At 65.4% G+C, this 15,529-nt stretch carries 16 protein-coding genes and 1 pseudogene; 7 read left to right on the top strand and 10 right to left on the bottom strand.

What is annotated here, in order from left to right:
• Nucleotides 1-6: 6 nt before the first annotated feature.
• The 7 genes from fliD to ASF77_RS08750 are packed head-to-tail and all read right to left on the bottom strand — an operon-like array spanning nt 7 to nt 6,905.
• The gene (gene fliD / locus ASF77_RS08780) at nt 7-1,359 is read right to left on the bottom strand and encodes a flagellar filament capping protein FliD (RefSeq protein WP_056337773.1); all 1,353 of its coding nucleotides are present in this window, start codon (nt 1,357-1,359) and stop codon (nt 7-9) included.
• A 25-nt stretch (nt 1,360-1,384) separates the two neighbouring features.
• Nucleotides 1,385-1,834, bottom strand: coding sequence for a flagellar export protein FliJ (fliJ, locus tag ASF77_RS08775; RefSeq protein WP_056337770.1), 450 nt, complete (start codon nt 1,832-1,834; stop codon nt 1,385-1,387).
• Entirely contained in the window at nt 1,831-3,147 is a 1,317-nt protein-coding gene (fliI, locus tag ASF77_RS08770) for a flagellar protein export ATPase FliI (RefSeq protein ID WP_056337767.1), read from the bottom strand. Before fliI ends, fliJ begins: the two co-directional genes overlap by 4 nt.
• Nucleotides 3,144-3,824, bottom strand: a complete 681-nt coding sequence (gene fliH / locus ASF77_RS08765) for a flagellar assembly protein FliH (RefSeq protein WP_056337765.1) — start codon at nt 3,822-3,824, stop codon at nt 3,144-3,146. The genes fliI and fliH overlap by 4 nt, the downstream gene beginning before the upstream one ends.
• On the bottom strand, nt 3,821-4,840 hold the full coding sequence (locus ASF77_RS08760) for a flagellar motor switch protein FliG (protein WP_056337762.1): 1,020 nt from the start codon (nt 4,838-4,840) through the stop codon (nt 3,821-3,823). The genes fliH and ASF77_RS08760 overlap by 4 nt, the downstream gene beginning before the upstream one ends.
• Nucleotides 4,821-6,542 (bottom strand): flagellar basal-body MS-ring/collar protein FliF, encoded by a 1,722-nt coding sequence (gene fliF, locus ASF77_RS08755; protein ID WP_373961823.1) that lies wholly within the window; start codon nt 6,540-6,542, stop codon nt 4,821-4,823. The genes ASF77_RS08760 and fliF overlap by 20 nt, the downstream gene beginning before the upstream one ends.
• Nucleotides 6,543-6,569: 27 nt before the next feature.
• On the bottom strand, nt 6,570-6,905 hold the full coding sequence (locus tag ASF77_RS08750) for a flagellar hook-basal body complex protein FliE (protein ID WP_056337759.1): 336 nt from the start codon (nt 6,903-6,905) through the stop codon (nt 6,570-6,572).
• Nucleotides 6,906-7,304: 399 nt separating this feature from the next.
• Here ASF77_RS08750 and ASF77_RS08745 point away from each other — a divergent pair, with 399 nt between their 5' ends.
• From ASF77_RS08745 to ASF77_RS08715, 7 genes are read left to right on the top strand one after another with little or no spacing between them, the layout of a single operon-like run.
• Complete coding sequence (locus ASF77_RS08745; protein ID WP_229445347.1) at nt 7,305-8,135, top strand: FliM/FliN family flagellar motor switch protein; 831 nt, start codon at nt 7,305-7,307, stop codon at nt 8,133-8,135.
• Complete coding sequence (locus tag ASF77_RS08740; RefSeq protein WP_056337752.1) at nt 8,136-8,474, top strand: FliM/FliN family flagellar motor switch protein; 339 nt, start codon at nt 8,136-8,138, stop codon at nt 8,472-8,474. It begins immediately after the preceding gene.
• Complete coding sequence (gene fliP / locus ASF77_RS08735; protein ID WP_056337749.1) at nt 8,471-9,241, top strand: flagellar type III secretion system pore protein FliP; 771 nt, start codon at nt 8,471-8,473, stop codon at nt 9,239-9,241. The genes ASF77_RS08740 and fliP overlap by 4 nt, the downstream gene beginning before the upstream one ends.
• A gap of 12 nt (nt 9,242-9,253) precedes the next feature.
• Nucleotides 9,254-9,523, top strand: coding sequence for a flagellar biosynthesis protein FliQ (gene fliQ, locus ASF77_RS08730; RefSeq protein ID WP_056337746.1), 270 nt, complete (start codon nt 9,254-9,256; stop codon nt 9,521-9,523).
• Nucleotides 9,524-10,300 (top strand): flagellar biosynthetic protein FliR, encoded by a 777-nt coding sequence (gene fliR / locus ASF77_RS08725; RefSeq protein WP_056337743.1) that lies wholly within the window; start codon nt 9,524-9,526, stop codon nt 10,298-10,300. It abuts the gene before it with no gap.
• Nucleotides 10,293-11,426: a flagellar type III secretion system protein FlhB gene (flhB, locus tag ASF77_RS08720; RefSeq protein WP_056337740.1), complete on the top strand. Its 1,134-nt coding sequence runs from the start codon at nt 10,293-10,295 to the stop codon at nt 11,424-11,426. Before fliR ends, flhB begins: the two co-directional genes overlap by 8 nt.
• Nucleotides 11,423-13,516 (top strand): flagellar biosynthesis protein FlhA, encoded by a 2,094-nt coding sequence (locus ASF77_RS08715; protein WP_056337737.1) that lies wholly within the window; start codon nt 11,423-11,425, stop codon nt 13,514-13,516. The genes flhB and ASF77_RS08715 overlap by 4 nt, the downstream gene beginning before the upstream one ends.
• 70 nt (nt 13,517-13,586) lie before the next feature.
• Here the strand turns inward: ASF77_RS08715 and ASF77_RS08710 are convergent, their stop codons facing one another.
• The 3 genes and pseudogenes from ASF77_RS08710 to ASF77_RS24875 all read right to left on the bottom strand — a co-directional run.
• Nucleotides 13,587-14,420, bottom strand: coding sequence for a hypothetical protein (locus ASF77_RS08710; protein WP_056337733.1), 834 nt, complete (start codon nt 14,418-14,420; stop codon nt 13,587-13,589).
• Nucleotides 14,421-14,520: 100 nt separating this feature from the next.
• Nucleotides 14,521-14,943 (bottom strand): flagellin, encoded by a 423-nt coding sequence (locus ASF77_RS24880; RefSeq protein WP_307180880.1) that lies wholly within the window; start codon nt 14,941-14,943, stop codon nt 14,521-14,523.
• A 49-nt stretch (nt 14,944-14,992) separates the two neighbouring features.
• A pseudogene (locus tag ASF77_RS24875) lies at nt 14,993-15,520 on the bottom strand (Lateral flagellin); the annotation flags it as partial.
• Nucleotides 15,521-15,529: the final 9 nt, after the last annotated feature.

The following is a 15,529-nucleotide window of genomic DNA, read 5'->3' as shown; positions in this document are numbered from 1 at the left end:
ATGAGTTTAGTCTTTAGCGCTGCTGAACAAATTGTCGAACAGCGAGGTGTTATAGGACATATTGCTTTGAACGGACTGCAGTTGGGTGAACTGCGCCAGGTAGCGCGAATACGCGCCGTCGTACTGTTTGTCGAGTAAAGTTTGTCGTTGCGCCAAGTTATCCTGCAGCTTGCTGACGGCATCCTTGCGGCTGCCGATCTGGCCGTTGGTGCTGCTCGTCCACAGCTTCAGGTAGCTGTCGAGCTGGCCGGCGATGCCGCTGGAGCCGGTGGCCGCGCTGCTGCCGATCAGCGTATCGAGGCCGGTCGGGTTGGTCGCCAGCGCTTTGTTCAGGCGGGTGCTGTCCAGGGTCAGCGTACCCTGGCGGTTGGCTGTGATACCGAAGTTGGCAAGGCTGGTAGTGCCGCTGCCACGCAGGACGCTGACCAGGCGGTCGCGCAGGGCGCGTATGCCGCTGTCGCCGGCAAAGGCGCCGGGTGCGCCGCCGCTTTTCGGGTCGCCCGGGCTCACTAGGGCGTCGATTGCCGTTTTCAGCTTGTTGTAGGCATCCACGAAGGCCTGGGCGTTCGCCGCCGTCTTCGATGCGTCCGACGCCACCGTCAGCGTGACCGGCGCGCTGCCGGCCGTCTGCGCTTTCGTCAGGGTCATGGTGACGCCGTCGATCACGTTGAGGGTATTGCTGGCCTGGCGGATCTCGGTACCGGTTTCGGAACCCACGCGTACAACAGCGTCGAGCGCCTGCGCCAGCGTGTTCGGCGCGGCGCCGAGCTTGGCCGCGAGGCCTGCATCGACGCCGGTGCTGCCGACGCTGATCGTGTTGGCGGCGCCGGTCGTCTTCGAGGTCAGCACCAGTTCCGAGGTGGAACCGGTGGTCACGACCGAGGCCGACATGCTGGTATTGCCGGTGGCGCCGTTGATCGCCGCCGCCAGTTCGCGCACCGTCCACGTCGGCTTGGTGCTGAGGTCGACCACGAAGGAGCTGGCGCCCACGCCCAGGGTGAGCGAGCCGCCGCCGGCGAAGTCGGTCATGCCGCCATACGACACCTTGTGCGCGCTGGCGACCTGTGCGACGAAGAAGCTGTAGGTGCCGGCCGCGGCGGTGGCCGTCGCGGTGGCGCTGGCAACGGCGGTGTCGCTGAAGACGGCGCTGCTGGCGGACATCGTCTTGTTCAGGCCCGTCAGCGTGGCCAGGCTGCCCTGGAAGGCGGTCAAAGCCGAGCTAAGGGTACTCAACCCTTTTTCGGTGGCGCTTGCCTGCGTGGTCTGGCGCGTCAGGATCGTCTGGCGGCCGGACGTGAAGGCTTCGGCCAGCGCTTGCGCAGTACTCGCCGGATCGTAAGTGGTGGAAATGCTTGCCATCGTTGTTCTCCTTGATCTCCGGGATTCAGGCCCGGCCCGCCAGCCACGACTGGGTGGCGATTTCATCTTCGCGCTTGCGTGCGGCGCGATCCTGTTCGCGTGCCAACGCGTCCTGCTGCTGCTCGAGCACCTTGCCGAGCAGTTCGCGGCGCGTCCAGGCTTGCGCCAGGTTCCGCTGCGAGACCGCCATGTTCGCCTCATGCAGCTGGAGGTCGGTACGGTGGGCGTCGACCAGCGCGAACACGGCCTGCTTGTACTGGCCGCAGTTGAGCGCCAGCGCCGGCGCCAAGGTTCCGGCTGAACCCTTGCCGGATGCGCCACTGCCTTCGGCCAGCGAATTCAGCCGGGCGAGGTTGGCCTGGTAGCGTGCGCGCGTCGCTTCCTGGCGCGCCAGCTCGGTCTGCAGCTTGTCGACTTCGCTGCTGCGCAGATGGACGAGCGTGTCCAGGCTCTTGATTTGTTCGCGCCGGTTCATTGCATCATTCCTTGCAGTTGCGGGATACAGTCGGCCAGCGGCGCGCCTTCGCGCGTGCCCTGGCACAGGAAGGACTCGATGTGCGGATGCAGGCGTACGGCGCGGTCGGTCTCCGGATCGGCGCCCGGCGTGTACGCGCCCAGCGGGATCAGGTCGCGCACCCGTGCATGCTTCGCCAGCGTAGCCTTGAGCTTGCGGGCCGCGTTCGAATGCTCCGGCGTGACCACCTGGGCCATGCAGCGGCTGATCGACTGGGCGACATCGATCGCCGGATAGTGGCCGCGCTCGGCCAGTTCGCGCGTCAGCACGATGTGGCCGTCCAAAATTGCGCGCGCCGTGTCGACCACCGGGTCCTGCTGGTCGTCGCCTTCGGCCAGCACCGTATAGATGGCGCTCATGCTGCCGTTCGGGTTCTCGCCATTGCCGGCCGATTCGACCAGCTGCGGCAGGTTCGAGAACACCGATGGCGGATAGCCGCGCGTGGCCGGGGGTTCGCCCAGCGACAGCGCCACTTCGCGCAGCGCCATCGCGTAGCGGGTGAGCGAGTCGCACAGCAGCAGCACGTTCTGGCCGCGGTCGCGGAAGTGCGCCGCGATCGAGTGGCACAGTTCGGTCGCCATCACGCGCATCATCGGCGACTCGTCGGCCGGCGCCACGACCAGCACGGCGCGTTTCAGGCCTTCGGGGCCGAGCGACTTCTCGACGAATTCGCGCACCTCGCGGTTACGCTCGCCGATCAGGCCAACCACGACCACGTCGGCCACGGTCTGGCGCGTGATCAGGCCGAGCAGCACCGATTTACCGACGCCGGAACCGGCCATCAGGCCGACGCGCTGGCCTTTACCCAGGGTCAGCATCGAATTGATGGCGCGCACGCCCACGTCGAGCGGCTCGTCCACGGGCGTCTTGCGCAGCGGGTTGACCTTTGGCGGCGTGAAGTTCAGGGGCTGGTCGCCGCCGAGCTTTCCGAGGCCGTCGATCTCTTCGCCGAGACCATTGACCATGCGGCCCAGCCACGACGGGCCGATCATCAGGCTGGCGGCGTTTTTCTCGGGCAGCACGCGCGCGCCGGTCGCCAGACCATTCGCCTTCTTGAACGGCATCAGGTATGAGACCTTGTCGCGGAAGCCCACGACCTGCGCGTCGAGCCAGCCGCCGTCATTGAGTTCGACGCGGCAGCGCTGGCCGGTGTGCAGCTTGCAGCCGACCGATTCCAGCAGCAGGCCTTGCGCGCCGACCAGGCGGCCGGTGGGCGTCGCGACCGGCACGTCGCCGATATCGAGCGAACGCAGGGTATCGAACAGCGCCGTCATGCCGCGTCTCCTTCGGTGCCGGCGACGGCGTCGCGCACCTGCTCCATGCAGGCGGCAAGGCGGCCCTGGCAGCCGGCGTCGACTTCATGGTCGCCCGCTTTCACGCGGATCTCGCCGGCGTCGAGCGACGGGTCGGCGAGGAGGTTCCACTTTTTGGCACGTTTCGGATCGAGTTCGGTCACGCGTTTCAGTTCTTCCGGGTTCATCAGGACTTCGACGGTGTCGCGCGCCGGCGGCATCGCGGCCAGCGCTTCATCGACCAGGGCCAGCAGCTGGGTCGGCTGCAGCGCCAGCTCGGCGCGGATCACCTGGCGCGCGATCTTGCCGACCAGGTCGACCACTTCCTTGCGCTGGGCGGCCTTGAAATCGCTCTTGAGTTTTTTCAGTGCCTTGAGGGCGGCGTCGACCGGCTTGCCGATCTGGTCGAGGTGCGCCAGCGCCTGGGCGCGGCCTTCTTCCAGGCCGCGTTCGAGGCCTTCGGCCTGGCCGCGGGCAAAGCCTTCGGCGCGCGCGGCCTCGAAGCCGGCATCAAAGCCATCCTGCTGGCCCTGGCGGTAGCCTGCGGCCAGTGCGCTGTCCCAGTCTTCCTGTAGCGGTGCTTCGGTGCCCGACAGGGTGCCGCTCGCGGCGCGCACCTGGTGCAGGGGCGGAAAGTGAAAAGGCCGGAACTGCTTCATTCAGCGGTGGCCTCGGCAAACAGCTGCACGTCGATCTCGCCGGCGTCGGCCAGCGCCTTCACGGCAACCATGATGTCCTTGCGCGTCTGCTCGATGCGCGACATCGGCACCGGACCCGAACGGCGCATCAGGTCTTCGAACGACTGCGCCTGGCGCTTCGGCATCGCCTGCAGGATCGCGTCGCGCAGGGCCGGCTCGGCGCCTTTCAGCGCGATCGCCCACTGCTCGAGCGGAATGTCGTCGAGCAGGCGCGTGATGACCTGTTCGGTCTGGCGCGACAGGATGAAGAAGTCGTACATCGACATCTCGATCTGGGACACGACGTCCGGATCGTGGGCGCGCAGCAGTTCGACCATGCCGGCACGGTTGTTCGGCAGGCGGTTCAGGATCTCGGCGACCTGGCGCACGCCTTCGACGCTTGCGCTTTGCGTGTCGAGCGCGGACAGGCAGCGGGTGACCAGGTCTTCCAGTTCCTGCAGCAGGTCGCGGTCGATCTCGTCCAGGCGGGCCAGGTTCAGCAGCACCAGGTCGCGGCTGTTTTCAGGCAGCCCCTCGATGATCTGGCCGGCCAGGCTCGGGGCCAGGAAGGCGAGGAACACGGCCTGCATCTGCACGTGTTCGTGCGAGATGAATTCGGCCAGCCACTTCGGCGAGGCGTACTGCAGGCGCGCCATCATCGGACGGATCGCATCGCCGTAGATCGTGTTCAGGACACTGTTGGCGATGTCGCTGCCCAGGGCCAGATCGAGCGAGCGCTTCAGGTAGGTACGCGAGGCGCCATGCAGGCCGCTCTGCTCGCGGTAGTCGTCGAAGAAGTTCTGGACGGCGTACTTCACCGAGTCGACCTTGATGCCGCTCATGCGCGACATCACCTGGGTCAGTTCGATCAGTTCGTCGCGCTCGAGGCAGCGCAGCACGGCAGCTGCCGGCTCTTCGCCGATCGACAGCAGGACGATTGCAGCTTGCTCAACCGGGGTCAGCACCGCGCCCTCGGCGTTATTGTTCAGTTCGGCCATGTTTTTTCTGCACCCATTGTTTGACGACTTCGGCAACGCGCTCCGGCTCTTTACCGGCAAGCACTTTGAGGTGATCGACCATCACATCGACGGCGGAACCGGCGGGCGGCAGATCATAGTTTTCGAGCAGCGGCACGACGGCGGCGACACCGGTGCCGGCCGCTGGCAGGGCCGCAGCCGTACCAGCTGCCATCGCGGTTGCCGGCGCGGCAGCAGCAGCGGCATTCGGCAGCGCGGCGGCTGGTGCCGAACCCGGTGCCGGCAGGGCAGGCGTCAGGCGTGCCGTGACGGTGCGCAGCATCGGACGGGCCAGCAGCAGGTAGCCGAGCAGGGCGCCGACGATCCAGAGGCCGTAACCGGTGGCGTCGACGATGGTGTCGCGCTCCTGCCACCATGGCTCGACCGGAGCGGCCGCCGGGAAGCTCAGGCTCGAGACTGCCAGCACGTCGCCGCGGGCCTGGTCGATCCCCAGACCGCCGCGCAGGATCTTGTCGATGTTCGCCAGTTCGGCAGGCGTATAGCCGACCTTCGCGTTCGCGGCGCTGGCATTGTTCAGCACTACGGCAACCGACAGCTTGCGCAGGCGGCCACGCGAACGCTTGATCTGGGTGATCGCGCGGTCATAGGCGTACTGGCGGGTGGTCGCATTCTTGCGCGAGTTGTTGTTGTCGTTGGCCTTGTCCGCGGCCGGTGCGCCGTCGGCGGCAGGAGCTGCGCCGTCGGCCGGCTCGGCAGGCACCGGAGGACGGTTCGACAGCGTGCCCGGCACACCCATCGCGAGGCGGCTCTTTTCCATCTCTTCGCGCATCGCTTCGCTGGTGACCTTCGGCGCTTCGCCGTACTTCTCCTGGGTCTCTTCGATCTTGTCGTTGTCGATGTCGGCGGTGACGCTGACCTTGAAGTTGTTCGCGCCCAGCACTGGCCCGAGCAGCTCGTTGACGTTGGCGCGCACTTCGTTCGAGACGCGCTGCGCGGCGGCGTCGCCCTGCGACGCGCCATCGAAGCCTTCGCTCAGGTCGACGCGCGAGGACAGGTAGTTGCCGGCCTGGTCGACCAGCGACACGCGCGCCGGCGAGAGGCTGGCGACGCTGCCCGAGACCATGTTGACGATGGCGGCAATCTGCTCGTTGCCGAGCTGGCGGCCGGGCTTGGTCGCGATCACGACCGAGGCCGAGCTCTGATCCGAGGCACCGGCGACGAAGGAATTCGATTTGGCGATGGCCAGGTGCACGCGCGCCGACGCGATCGCGTCCAGCGTCAGGATGCTCTGTGCCAGTTCGCCTTCCAGGCCGCGGCGGAAACGCACGTCCTGCACGAACTGCGACACGCCCAGCGGATCGTTCTTGTCCATCAGCTCCAGGCCGGCCGGCAGCTGCGCGGTCACGCCCTTGGCGGCGAGCAGCATACGCACCTTGCCCAGTTCGTTCGACGGCACCATCACCTGGCCGCTGTCCGGATGGATGCGGTAAGGGATCTGCTCGGCCTCGAGCACGGTCATCATGTCGCTGGCGGCGACCTTTTCGCGGGCGCCGAAGACCGGCTTGTAGTTGGCCTGATCCTGCCACATGAACATCATGACGGCGGCCGTGATGACCACGGCCAGCACCAGCAGCGGGGTCAGGTTATTGCGGAGCAGGGGAGGCAGGCCGGGCATCGCGCCGAGCTTGTCGCCCGAGAAGGCATTCTTGAGTTTCGAAATCACGTTGGGCTTTTCCGTTTTTCCGTTAAATCAGACCGGGAGCTTGATCAGTTCGTCCATCGCGCCCATGACCTTGTTACGTACCTGCATGAGCATCGAGAAGGAGAGGCTGGCTTCCTGGCTGGCGAGCATCGCACCGACCAGATCGTCGCTTTTACCGCTGTCGACATCGGCCATCTTGACCGCCGCTGCCTGATCCTGCGCATCGACGCTCTGGAGCGCATTCTTCATCGTCTGGGCGAAAGAGAAGTCGGTCTGAGCTGCAGGCGTTGCCAATTCGACAGAGGGTGCAATCGCCAGGCGCTGCGCTTCGTTTGTCAGTGCAGCAAGGTCGGCTTTGATCTGGCCGGCTAATTCAATTCCCATTTGTTAAATCCTATGCGTTCGATGTTGCGTGTGGGTGACAGGCTGAGTAGCTTTTCTGCGACATTTGACGATTAAAATCTAGCTTCACAAGGTCAAATGTTAAATCTTGCGCATGTAAAACCTGCATTAAACCGTGCTTCAAAACCTGGCAGATTTCACGCTTTTCCCTCGTGAGACTGTGTTTTGTCCTAGGAAGCGGCGCAAATGAAGATACGATCTTACCGTAGGGCAATGGGGAATTCAAAGAGGAATATCAAGCGACCCGAAACATCTAAGCAGGTATAATTGTTGCCTTCGGGAATGAAATAAAAACACGTCCCATTTGATCTCATCAATTCGTCCTCATTTTTGTTATCCATGTCGATTAACAATTCAACCGTTCAAGCGCGACCGCATCAGGTGCTCGATCCGACCCTGCTGGGCCGGCCCGTGCATTTGCTGCCGGCGTTTGCGGATGCCTTTGGCGAAGACCTGATGGCGATGCTGTCCGCGCCAGGCTGGCGCCGTTACTGGAGCAGCTTCGAACTGGCCCAGGTCGTCTTCGAACGTGCGCCGGAAGCGGGCGCTTTGCGCTGGCTGAGCATGGGCGGGCCGCAGGGCGTCGCCGCCGTCGCATTCGAGCGTGCCCTGCTGGTGGGGCTGCTGGAAGCGCGCTATAGCGGCAAGGCCGCGGCCAAGCCGCTGCGCGACCCGGCAGGGGAACGTGTCACGGCCACCGAAGAGCGCCTCGCGCTGACGCTGACGCAGCAGCTGTTCGAAGTGCTGGCGATGCGCGTGCGGGTGGCCGCCAGCGCGGCTGGCGTGGAAGTCGAACGGCGCGCCGCGAACTCGGGTGCAACGGCCCCGGTGCCGGCCCCCGTGCCGGCGAAAAACGCCTGGGTGCTGGCCGTGACGCTGCGCGAGCCGCACGGCGGCAGCACGGCGCGTTGCTATATTTCGCCGGATGCGCGCATGATGGGCCTGATTCTGCAGGCGCTGCAGCCGGAGCGCCCCCAGCGCGCGCAGCGCCAGGGCGAATCGATCGGCGCCAGCCTGAAGGTCAAGCTGGACGGCCGCCTCGTTACGCACGAGATCACGCTGGAAGCGCTGTTCGCCCTGAAGGTAGGCGATGTGATTCCGGTTTCCGTCGGCCGCGCCGACGTTCTGCTCGACGAAGCCCGCCTGTTCACGGCGGCGGTGGCCGAGCACAAAGGCAAACTGTGTTTAACCTCTTTTGAAGACGCTGAATAAATGGACATGAATCTCAACGACCAACTGGCCGACGACCTCCTCATCGACGACAACGTCGAGGTGGGCGCCCCTGCACGCAATCCACGCTTGCCGCAGATGATGCGCCGTATCCCTGTCACGCTGACGCTGGAAGTGGGCTCGGCCCGGATCTCCCTGCAGGATCTGATGGATCTGGGCCCGGCGAGCGTGCTGCCGCTGGACGCGGTGGCCGGCGAGCCGCTCGTCATCAAGGTCAACGGCGCCCCGATCGGCCGCGCCGAAGTCGTGGTGGCGGGTGAACAGTACGGCTTGAAAGTGATCGATCTCGACGGTCTGAACCTGGACTTGATCACGGCATGATTGTATTCAAGAGCGGCGCCATCTCGCGCCGCGGCGCTGCCACCTTCGGGTTGGCGGGCGCCGCTCTTCTATTGTGTGCTTCATCCGCGCATGCCCAGGATCTGATGGCAGGCGTCATCCCCGGCGCCAACACCGGCCTGAGCGTGAAGTCGCAAATCCTGGTCTTGATGACGCTGCTCGGGCTGCTGCCCGTGCTGGTCATGATGACCACCAGCTTCACGCGCTTCGTGATCGTGCTGTCCCTGCTGCGCCAGGCCCTGGGCCTGCAGCAGGGCCTGCCGAGCCGCGTCGTCACCGGCATCGCGCTGATCCTCACGCTGCTCGTGATGCGCCCGATCGGCGTGCAGGTCTGGAACGAAGCCTTCCTGCCCTACGACCAGAACAAGATCGGCCTGGAGCAGGCACTCAAGACGGCCGAAGTGCCGCTGTCGCGCTTCATGCTGGCGCAAACCAGCAAGAGCGCCCTGGCCCAGGTCGCGCACTTGGCCGGCGAGGCGCCCACCCTGAAGCCCGAACAGCGTGCCTTCACCGTCAAGCTGGCCGCCTTCGTGCTGTCGGAACTGAAGACCGCGTTCCAGATCGGCGCGATGCTGTTCATTCCCTTTCTGATCATCGACCTGGTGGTGTCGTCGGTGCTGATGGCGATGGGCATGATGATGCTGTCGCCGCTCGTCATTTCGCTGCCGTTCAAACTGCTGCTGTTCGTGCTGGTCGACGGCTGGACGCTGACCGTCAACACGCTGGTCGGCAGTATCCACGGCTATTAGGAGGTTGTGTCAATGAGTCCCGATGTTGCGGTCGACCTGGTCGCCGAAGCCCTGCGCGTGGTGATGCTGCTGGTGATGGTGCTGGTGGTGCCGGGCCTGTTGATCGGCCTGGTGGTGGCGCTGGTGCAGGCCGCCACCCAGATCAATGAACAAACCCTGAGCTTCCTGCCGCGCCTCCTGGTGACGCTGGTGGTGCTGATCCTGGCCGGCCACTGGATGACCGGCTACCTGATGGATTATTGCGTGTCGGTGTTCCAGCGCGCCGCCACCATCGCGAGCTAGATGGATTTCGTCAGCTATCTGCTGCCGCTGATCGGTGCGCTGTGGTGGCCGTTCTGCCGCATCATGGCGCTGCTGTCCTCGGCGCCGGCGATCGGCGACGGCAACGTGCCGATTCCCGTGCGTGCGCTGCTGTCGCTGGTACTGGCCTTCCTGATGCTGCCGCTCACAAAGAACATGGCGATGCCCGACCCGTTCTCGCTGGCCGGCGTGGTCGCCATGTTCGAGCAGGCGGTGATCGGCGGCGTGATCGGCTTCGCGCTGCAGTTCGCCACCTCGGCCATTTCGATGCTGGGCTTTCTGGCATCGAGCCAGATCGGCTTTTCGATGGCGCAGATGAACGATCCGGTCAACGGCCAGCAGTCCGACGTCATTTCGAGCCTGCTGGCGCTGGTGGCGATCTTCATCTTCTTCGCCATCGACGGCCACCTGGTGCTCACCAGCGTGCTCGGACAGAGCTTCCACGCCTGGCCGGTGGGGCAGGGCCTGGGGTCGATGACGCTGCAGGCGGTGGCGCTGAACCTGGGCTGGGTGTTTGCCGCGGCGATGCTGCTGGCGCTCCCGATCGTGTTCTCGACGATGGTGGTGCAGATCGGCTTCGGTTTCCTGAACCGCGTCGCGCCTTCGCTGAACCTGTTCTCGCTGGGCTTTTCGCTGGTGACCATCTTCGGGCTGCTGATGCTGGTGCAGCTGGTGCGCTTCATCCCGGAACACTATATCCAGGTGACGAACGCGGTATTGGAAATGCTGCAGCAGCAGATGAGGGCGGCCCGTGGCTGAGAACGGCGACAAAACCGAAAAGGCCTCGGCGCAGAAGCTGAAAAAGGCGCGCGAGGAAGGGCAGATCGTCCGCTCGAAGGATCTGTCGACCGCGATCGGCATCCTGGTCAGCCTCAAGATGTTCACGCTGATGCTGCCCGATTACATGGAGTCGTTCCGCTCGCTGTTCCGGCTCGTCTTCGTGCCGCTCGGCGAGACGGGCGCGATCGAGAATGCCATGTCGGTGGTCTTCATGGCCGCCGCCACGCTGTTCGTGAAGATGGTGCTGCCCCTGGCCGTGGTGCCGGTGGCGATCATCATCGGCGGCCTGGTGCCGGGCGGCTGGATCATGTCCGGTAAAAACCTGATGCCGAAGATGGATCGCCTGAGCCCCATGAAAAACCTGGGCAACCTGTTGACGCAAAAGCACGCGATCGGCTTCGCGACCTCGGTGGCCAAGGCCGTGGTGCTGGGCTTCGTGCTGGTGCACGTGACGCAATCGAGCATCGCCAGCTATGTCGACCTGCAGCGCCTGCCGCTGGGCGACGCCATCGTGCGCGGCGGGACGATGATGTTCGACGCCCTGTTCGCGCTGGTTGCCGTGTTCGTGATCTTCGCCGTGCTGGACGTGCCGATCCAGGCCTTCCAGTTCGCGAAGAACCAGCGCATGAGCAAGCAGGAACAGAAGGAAGAGCACAAGACCAGCGAGGGCAAGCCCGAGGTCAAGGGGCGCATCCGCCAGCTGCAGCGCCAGCTGGCCCAGCGCAACGTGAACAAGACGGTGCCGACGGCGGACGTCGTGATCGTCAACCCCGAGCACTATGCGGTCGCCCTGAAGTACGATACGAACCGCGCCGAGGCGCCCTTCGTGGTCGCGAAGGGCGTCGACGAAATGGCGCTCTACATCAAGAGCGTCGCCGCGAAACACAAGATCGAGACCGTGTCGCTGCCTCCGCTGGCGCGCGCGATCTATAACACCAGCCAGGTGCAGCAGCAGATTCCGGCCCAGTTGTACCAGGCCGTGTCGCAGGTGCTGAACTATGTGCTGCAATTGAACGCTTTCCGTGACGGCCGGCGCCAGGCGCCCCCACGGTTCCCTAACGAGGTGGCCGTGCCATCTCATTTGAGCGAGGTATCCGCTTCATGAATTCGTTGAACGCTTTTGTCGCCGAACTGCGGCGCCAGAAATACGCCGCCCCAGTCTTCATCCTGATGCTGCTCGGGATGATCATGCTGCCGCTGCCGCCGATCCTGCTCGACGTCCTGTTCACCTTCAACATCGTGCTGTCGCTGATCGTGATCCTGGTCGCGGTGAGTGCGAAACGTCCGCTCGACTTCTCGGTCTTCCCGACCGTGATCCTCGGCACCACGCTGATGCGCCTGGCGCTGAACGTGGCGTCGACGCGCGTCGTCCTGCTGCACGGCCACGAGGGCACGCACGCTGCCGGTAACGTCATCGAATCCTTCGGCAACGTCGTCATCGGCGGTAACTTCGTCGTCGGCCTGGTGGTGTTCATCATCCTGATGATCATCAACTTCGTCGTGGTGACGAAAGGTTCGGAACGTATTTCCGAAGTGTCGGCGCGCTTCACCCTGGACGCGCTGCCGGGCAAGCAGATGGCGATCGACGCCGACCTGAACGCGGGCCTGATCAACCAGGAAAAGGCGACCCAGCGCCGCAAGGACGTCGCCGCCGAAGCCGACTTCTACGGCGCCATGGACGGCGCCTCGAAGTTCGTGCGCGGCGACGCGGTCGCCTCGATCCTCATCCTGATCATCAACCTGATCGGCGGTATCGCCATCGGCGCGCTGATGTACGACCTGCCGCTGGGCGACGCCTTCCGCGTCTACGCGCTGCTGACCATCGGCGACGGCCTGGTCGCACAGATCCCGGCGCTGCTGTTATCGAGCGCCGCCGCGATCCTGGTGACCCGCATCGGCGAAGCGGGCGATCTCGACAAGCAGGTCGGCGGCCAGCTGCTGGCCCAGCCGCCAACGCTGTTCGCCGCCGCCGGCGTGATGGTGATCCTCGCCCTGATCCCGGGCATGCCCTTCTTCACCTTCGCCATCTTCGCCGCCGCCCTGGGCTATGCCGGCTATCGCCTGCATACCCGCGTGGTGCCGGCCGATACGAGCGGCGTTGCCGCGATCGAGGCGGCCCTGCGCGACGACCGCGCGCCGGAACTGGACTGGGAACAGCTGCCGGTGGTGCAGCCGATCTCGGTGGCGGTCGGCTACAAGCTGGTCGGCATGGTCGACAAGGCGCAGGGCGAGCAGCTCACCAAGCGCATCAAGGGCATCCGCCAGAGCCTGTCCGAATCGATGGGCGTGCTGCTGCCGGCCATCGGCGTGCGCGACGACCTGGCATTGCGCCCCTCGCAGTATTCGGTCAGCCTGTCGGGCGTCATCGTGGCCGAAGGCGAAGTGCATCCCGAGCACCTGATGGCGATCCCGTCGCCGAACGTGTACGGCGAACTCGATGGCATTCCCGGCCTGGAGCCGGCCTTCGGCATGGCCGTGACCTGGATCACGCCCGACCAGAAGGGCCATGCGCTCGGCCTGGGCTACCAGGTGGTCGAGGTGCCGAGCGTGATCGCGACCCACTGCTCGAAGGTGATCCGCGACCACCTGCACGAACTGTTCCGCCACGAAGACGTGCCGGCGCTGATGGAACGCCTCACCGCCCTGTCGCCCAAGCTGGCGGGCGCGCTGGAAAAGGCGCTGAACCACACCCAGCTGCTGCGCGTGTTCCGCGTGCTGCTGGCCGAGGGCGTGTCGCTGAAGGACATCGTCGTCATCGGCACCACGCTGCTGGACTCCTCCGAGACGACCAAGGATCCGATCCTGCTGGCGGCCGAAGTGCGCTGCGCGCTGCGCCGCCAGATCGTCTCGACCCTGTTCGGCAAGAAGAAGGACATGCCGGCCTTTAACCTGTCGGCGGAACTGGAGAACATGCTGCTCGGTTCCCTGAACCAGGCACGCCAGAGCGGCGGCGGCAAGGTCGCGCTGGACAACTACCCGATCGATCCGCAGCTGCTGTCGCAACTGCAGATCAACATGCCGGTCGCGCGCGAGCAGATGAAGGGCCAGCATACGCCGCCGCTGCTGCTGGTGCTGCCGCAGGTGCGCCCGCTGCTGGCGCGCTACGCCAAGCTGTTTGCGCCGGGGCTGAACGTGCTGTCGTATAACGAGATTCCCGAGAACCGGGAAGTATCGATCGTGGGAACGGTCGGGTAATCGAGTCAGTGCAATGAAAACGGGGCGATGAAATATCCTTTCATCGCCCCGTTTTACATGAAATAAAATTTCACCCCTGCGCCGGCAGCATCAAGGCCAGCTCCGCCACTGCCCGGAACACGGGCAGCGTCAGCACCTCCGCCGCATCCTCCGCCGCCAGCGTCGCATGCGCCGAGCCGGCCGGCACGATCCCCGTCCTGAAATTCCAGCGCACCACAAGCAGTCCGGCACGTCCCACGGCCGCCTCGAGCGCCGGCTGCAGCGCGCGCAGGCGGGCCTGCGTGGCCGCATCCGGCGCCGCCATCTCGATCGCGACCCCGCCCGGAGCCGGCTCGACCTGCACCGCGACATGGGTGCCGTCCGCCAGGGCGAGATCCAGCCGCAGCGCCGCGCGCGGACGGCGGCGCCGGCCCGATCCGCCATCGGCGCCCTTGCGCAGCACCTGCAGGTGCTGGGCCTGGGTGCTGCCCGCATGCACGGTGAAGCGCCAGGCGTCGGCCGGCAGCTGGCCGTCGAGCGGACGGCCGGGCGTCCGGCCTTCCTGCCCGGCGAGGAGCAGGGCCGGGGGCAGGGCGTTCGCGCGGCTACGCAACTCGCGCTCGATCAGGCTCGCGCCATAGTTGCCGACCATCGAACGCCAGTTGCCGGCCAGGGTACGGCCGTCGGCCTGCGGGAAGACCATCTGGCGCGACATGAACACCTGGTCGGGACGCATCGCCGCGCCGTCCTGGTGTTCGGCGCCGGCGGCTGCAGCCTGCGGATTGGCCAGCGGCTGCGAGTGCGGCAGCGGCAGCTCGGCCTCGGCCGCGGCGAAGGCAACCGGCGCGATGGCGGCAACCGCATTCGCCAGCAGGGGCGGCGTGGTGGGGGGCGGCAGGGGAGCGGAGAGCGAGAGCGGGTTCATGGCACGGTTCCGACGACACTACGGGCGAAAAAAAGGCCAGCCGATAAAACATGGCTGGCCGATGATACTACCGGCTGAGTTCAGCCGGCGGTCGCCGTGATTACTGCAGGAGCGACATGACCATCGACGACATCTGGTTGGTCTGCTTGAGCATCGCGGTACCGGCTTGCATCAGCATCTGGTTCGAGGTCATCTTCGCGCTTTCCGTTGCGAAGTCGACGTCCATGATGCGGCCGGCGGCAGCTTGSGTGTTGGTGCTGATGTTCGACAGGTTGTTGTTGACGTGATCSAGGCGGTTCGACACGGCGCCGATCTTCGAGCGCAGGGTGCTGACCGCGTCGATTGCCTGCGACAGCTCRTCGATCGTGGCATTGGCGTTGGTYGCGCCCAGGGCGTCGGTCGTGCCGCTGATGTCGGTACCAGTGGTGGTGGCGCCGACTGCGGTGCCGCCCGAGAAGCGGGCGCTGGTGGCGCCGACCTTGGTGTGCACGGCGGTCAGTTCGGTCGTGAAGTCGCCGGCCATGGTTTCGGCCTTGTCGGCGCCGATCTGGAAGGTGACCGAAGCGGCCAGNGCCGACCTTGGTGTGCACGGCGGTCAGTTCGGTCGTGAAGTCGCCGGCCATGGTTTCGGCCTTGTCGGCGCCGATCTGGAAGGTGACCGAAGCGGCCAGCTTGCCGTTTTCCTTGTGCAGCAGCGCGGTGCCGCCGAACTTGGTGTTCTTCATGATGTTGCCCAGCTCGTCAGCCAGCGAGTCGTACTCGGCTTGCATCGCGGTGCGGTCGTCCTTCGACGACGAACCGTCGGCTGCCTGGGTGGCCAGGTCTTTCATGCGCACCAGGATGTTGCCGGTTTCGCTCAGCGCGCCTTCGGCGGTCTGCAGCATCGAGATCGAATTCTGGGTGTTGCGCATTGCGACGGCCATGCCGCTGGTCTGCGACTTCAGGCGGGTGGCGATCTGCAGGCCGGCAGCGTCGTCGCTGGCCGAGTTGATGCGGAAGCCGGTCGACAGGCGGGTCATCGAGGTCGACAGTTTGTTCTGGGTGTTCGACAGCGAGTTCTGTGCGGACAGGGAAGCAGCGTTGGTGTGAAGGCTCAGCATGGTTGGCTC

This window comes from Massilia sp. Leaf139 (assembly GCF_001424165.1).
Taxonomy (GTDB): Bacteria; Pseudomonadota; Gammaproteobacteria; order Burkholderiales; family Burkholderiaceae_D; genus Telluria.
Note: the sequence above shows the minus strand (reverse complement) of the source record. Positions and strands in the feature narration are given on the sequence as shown.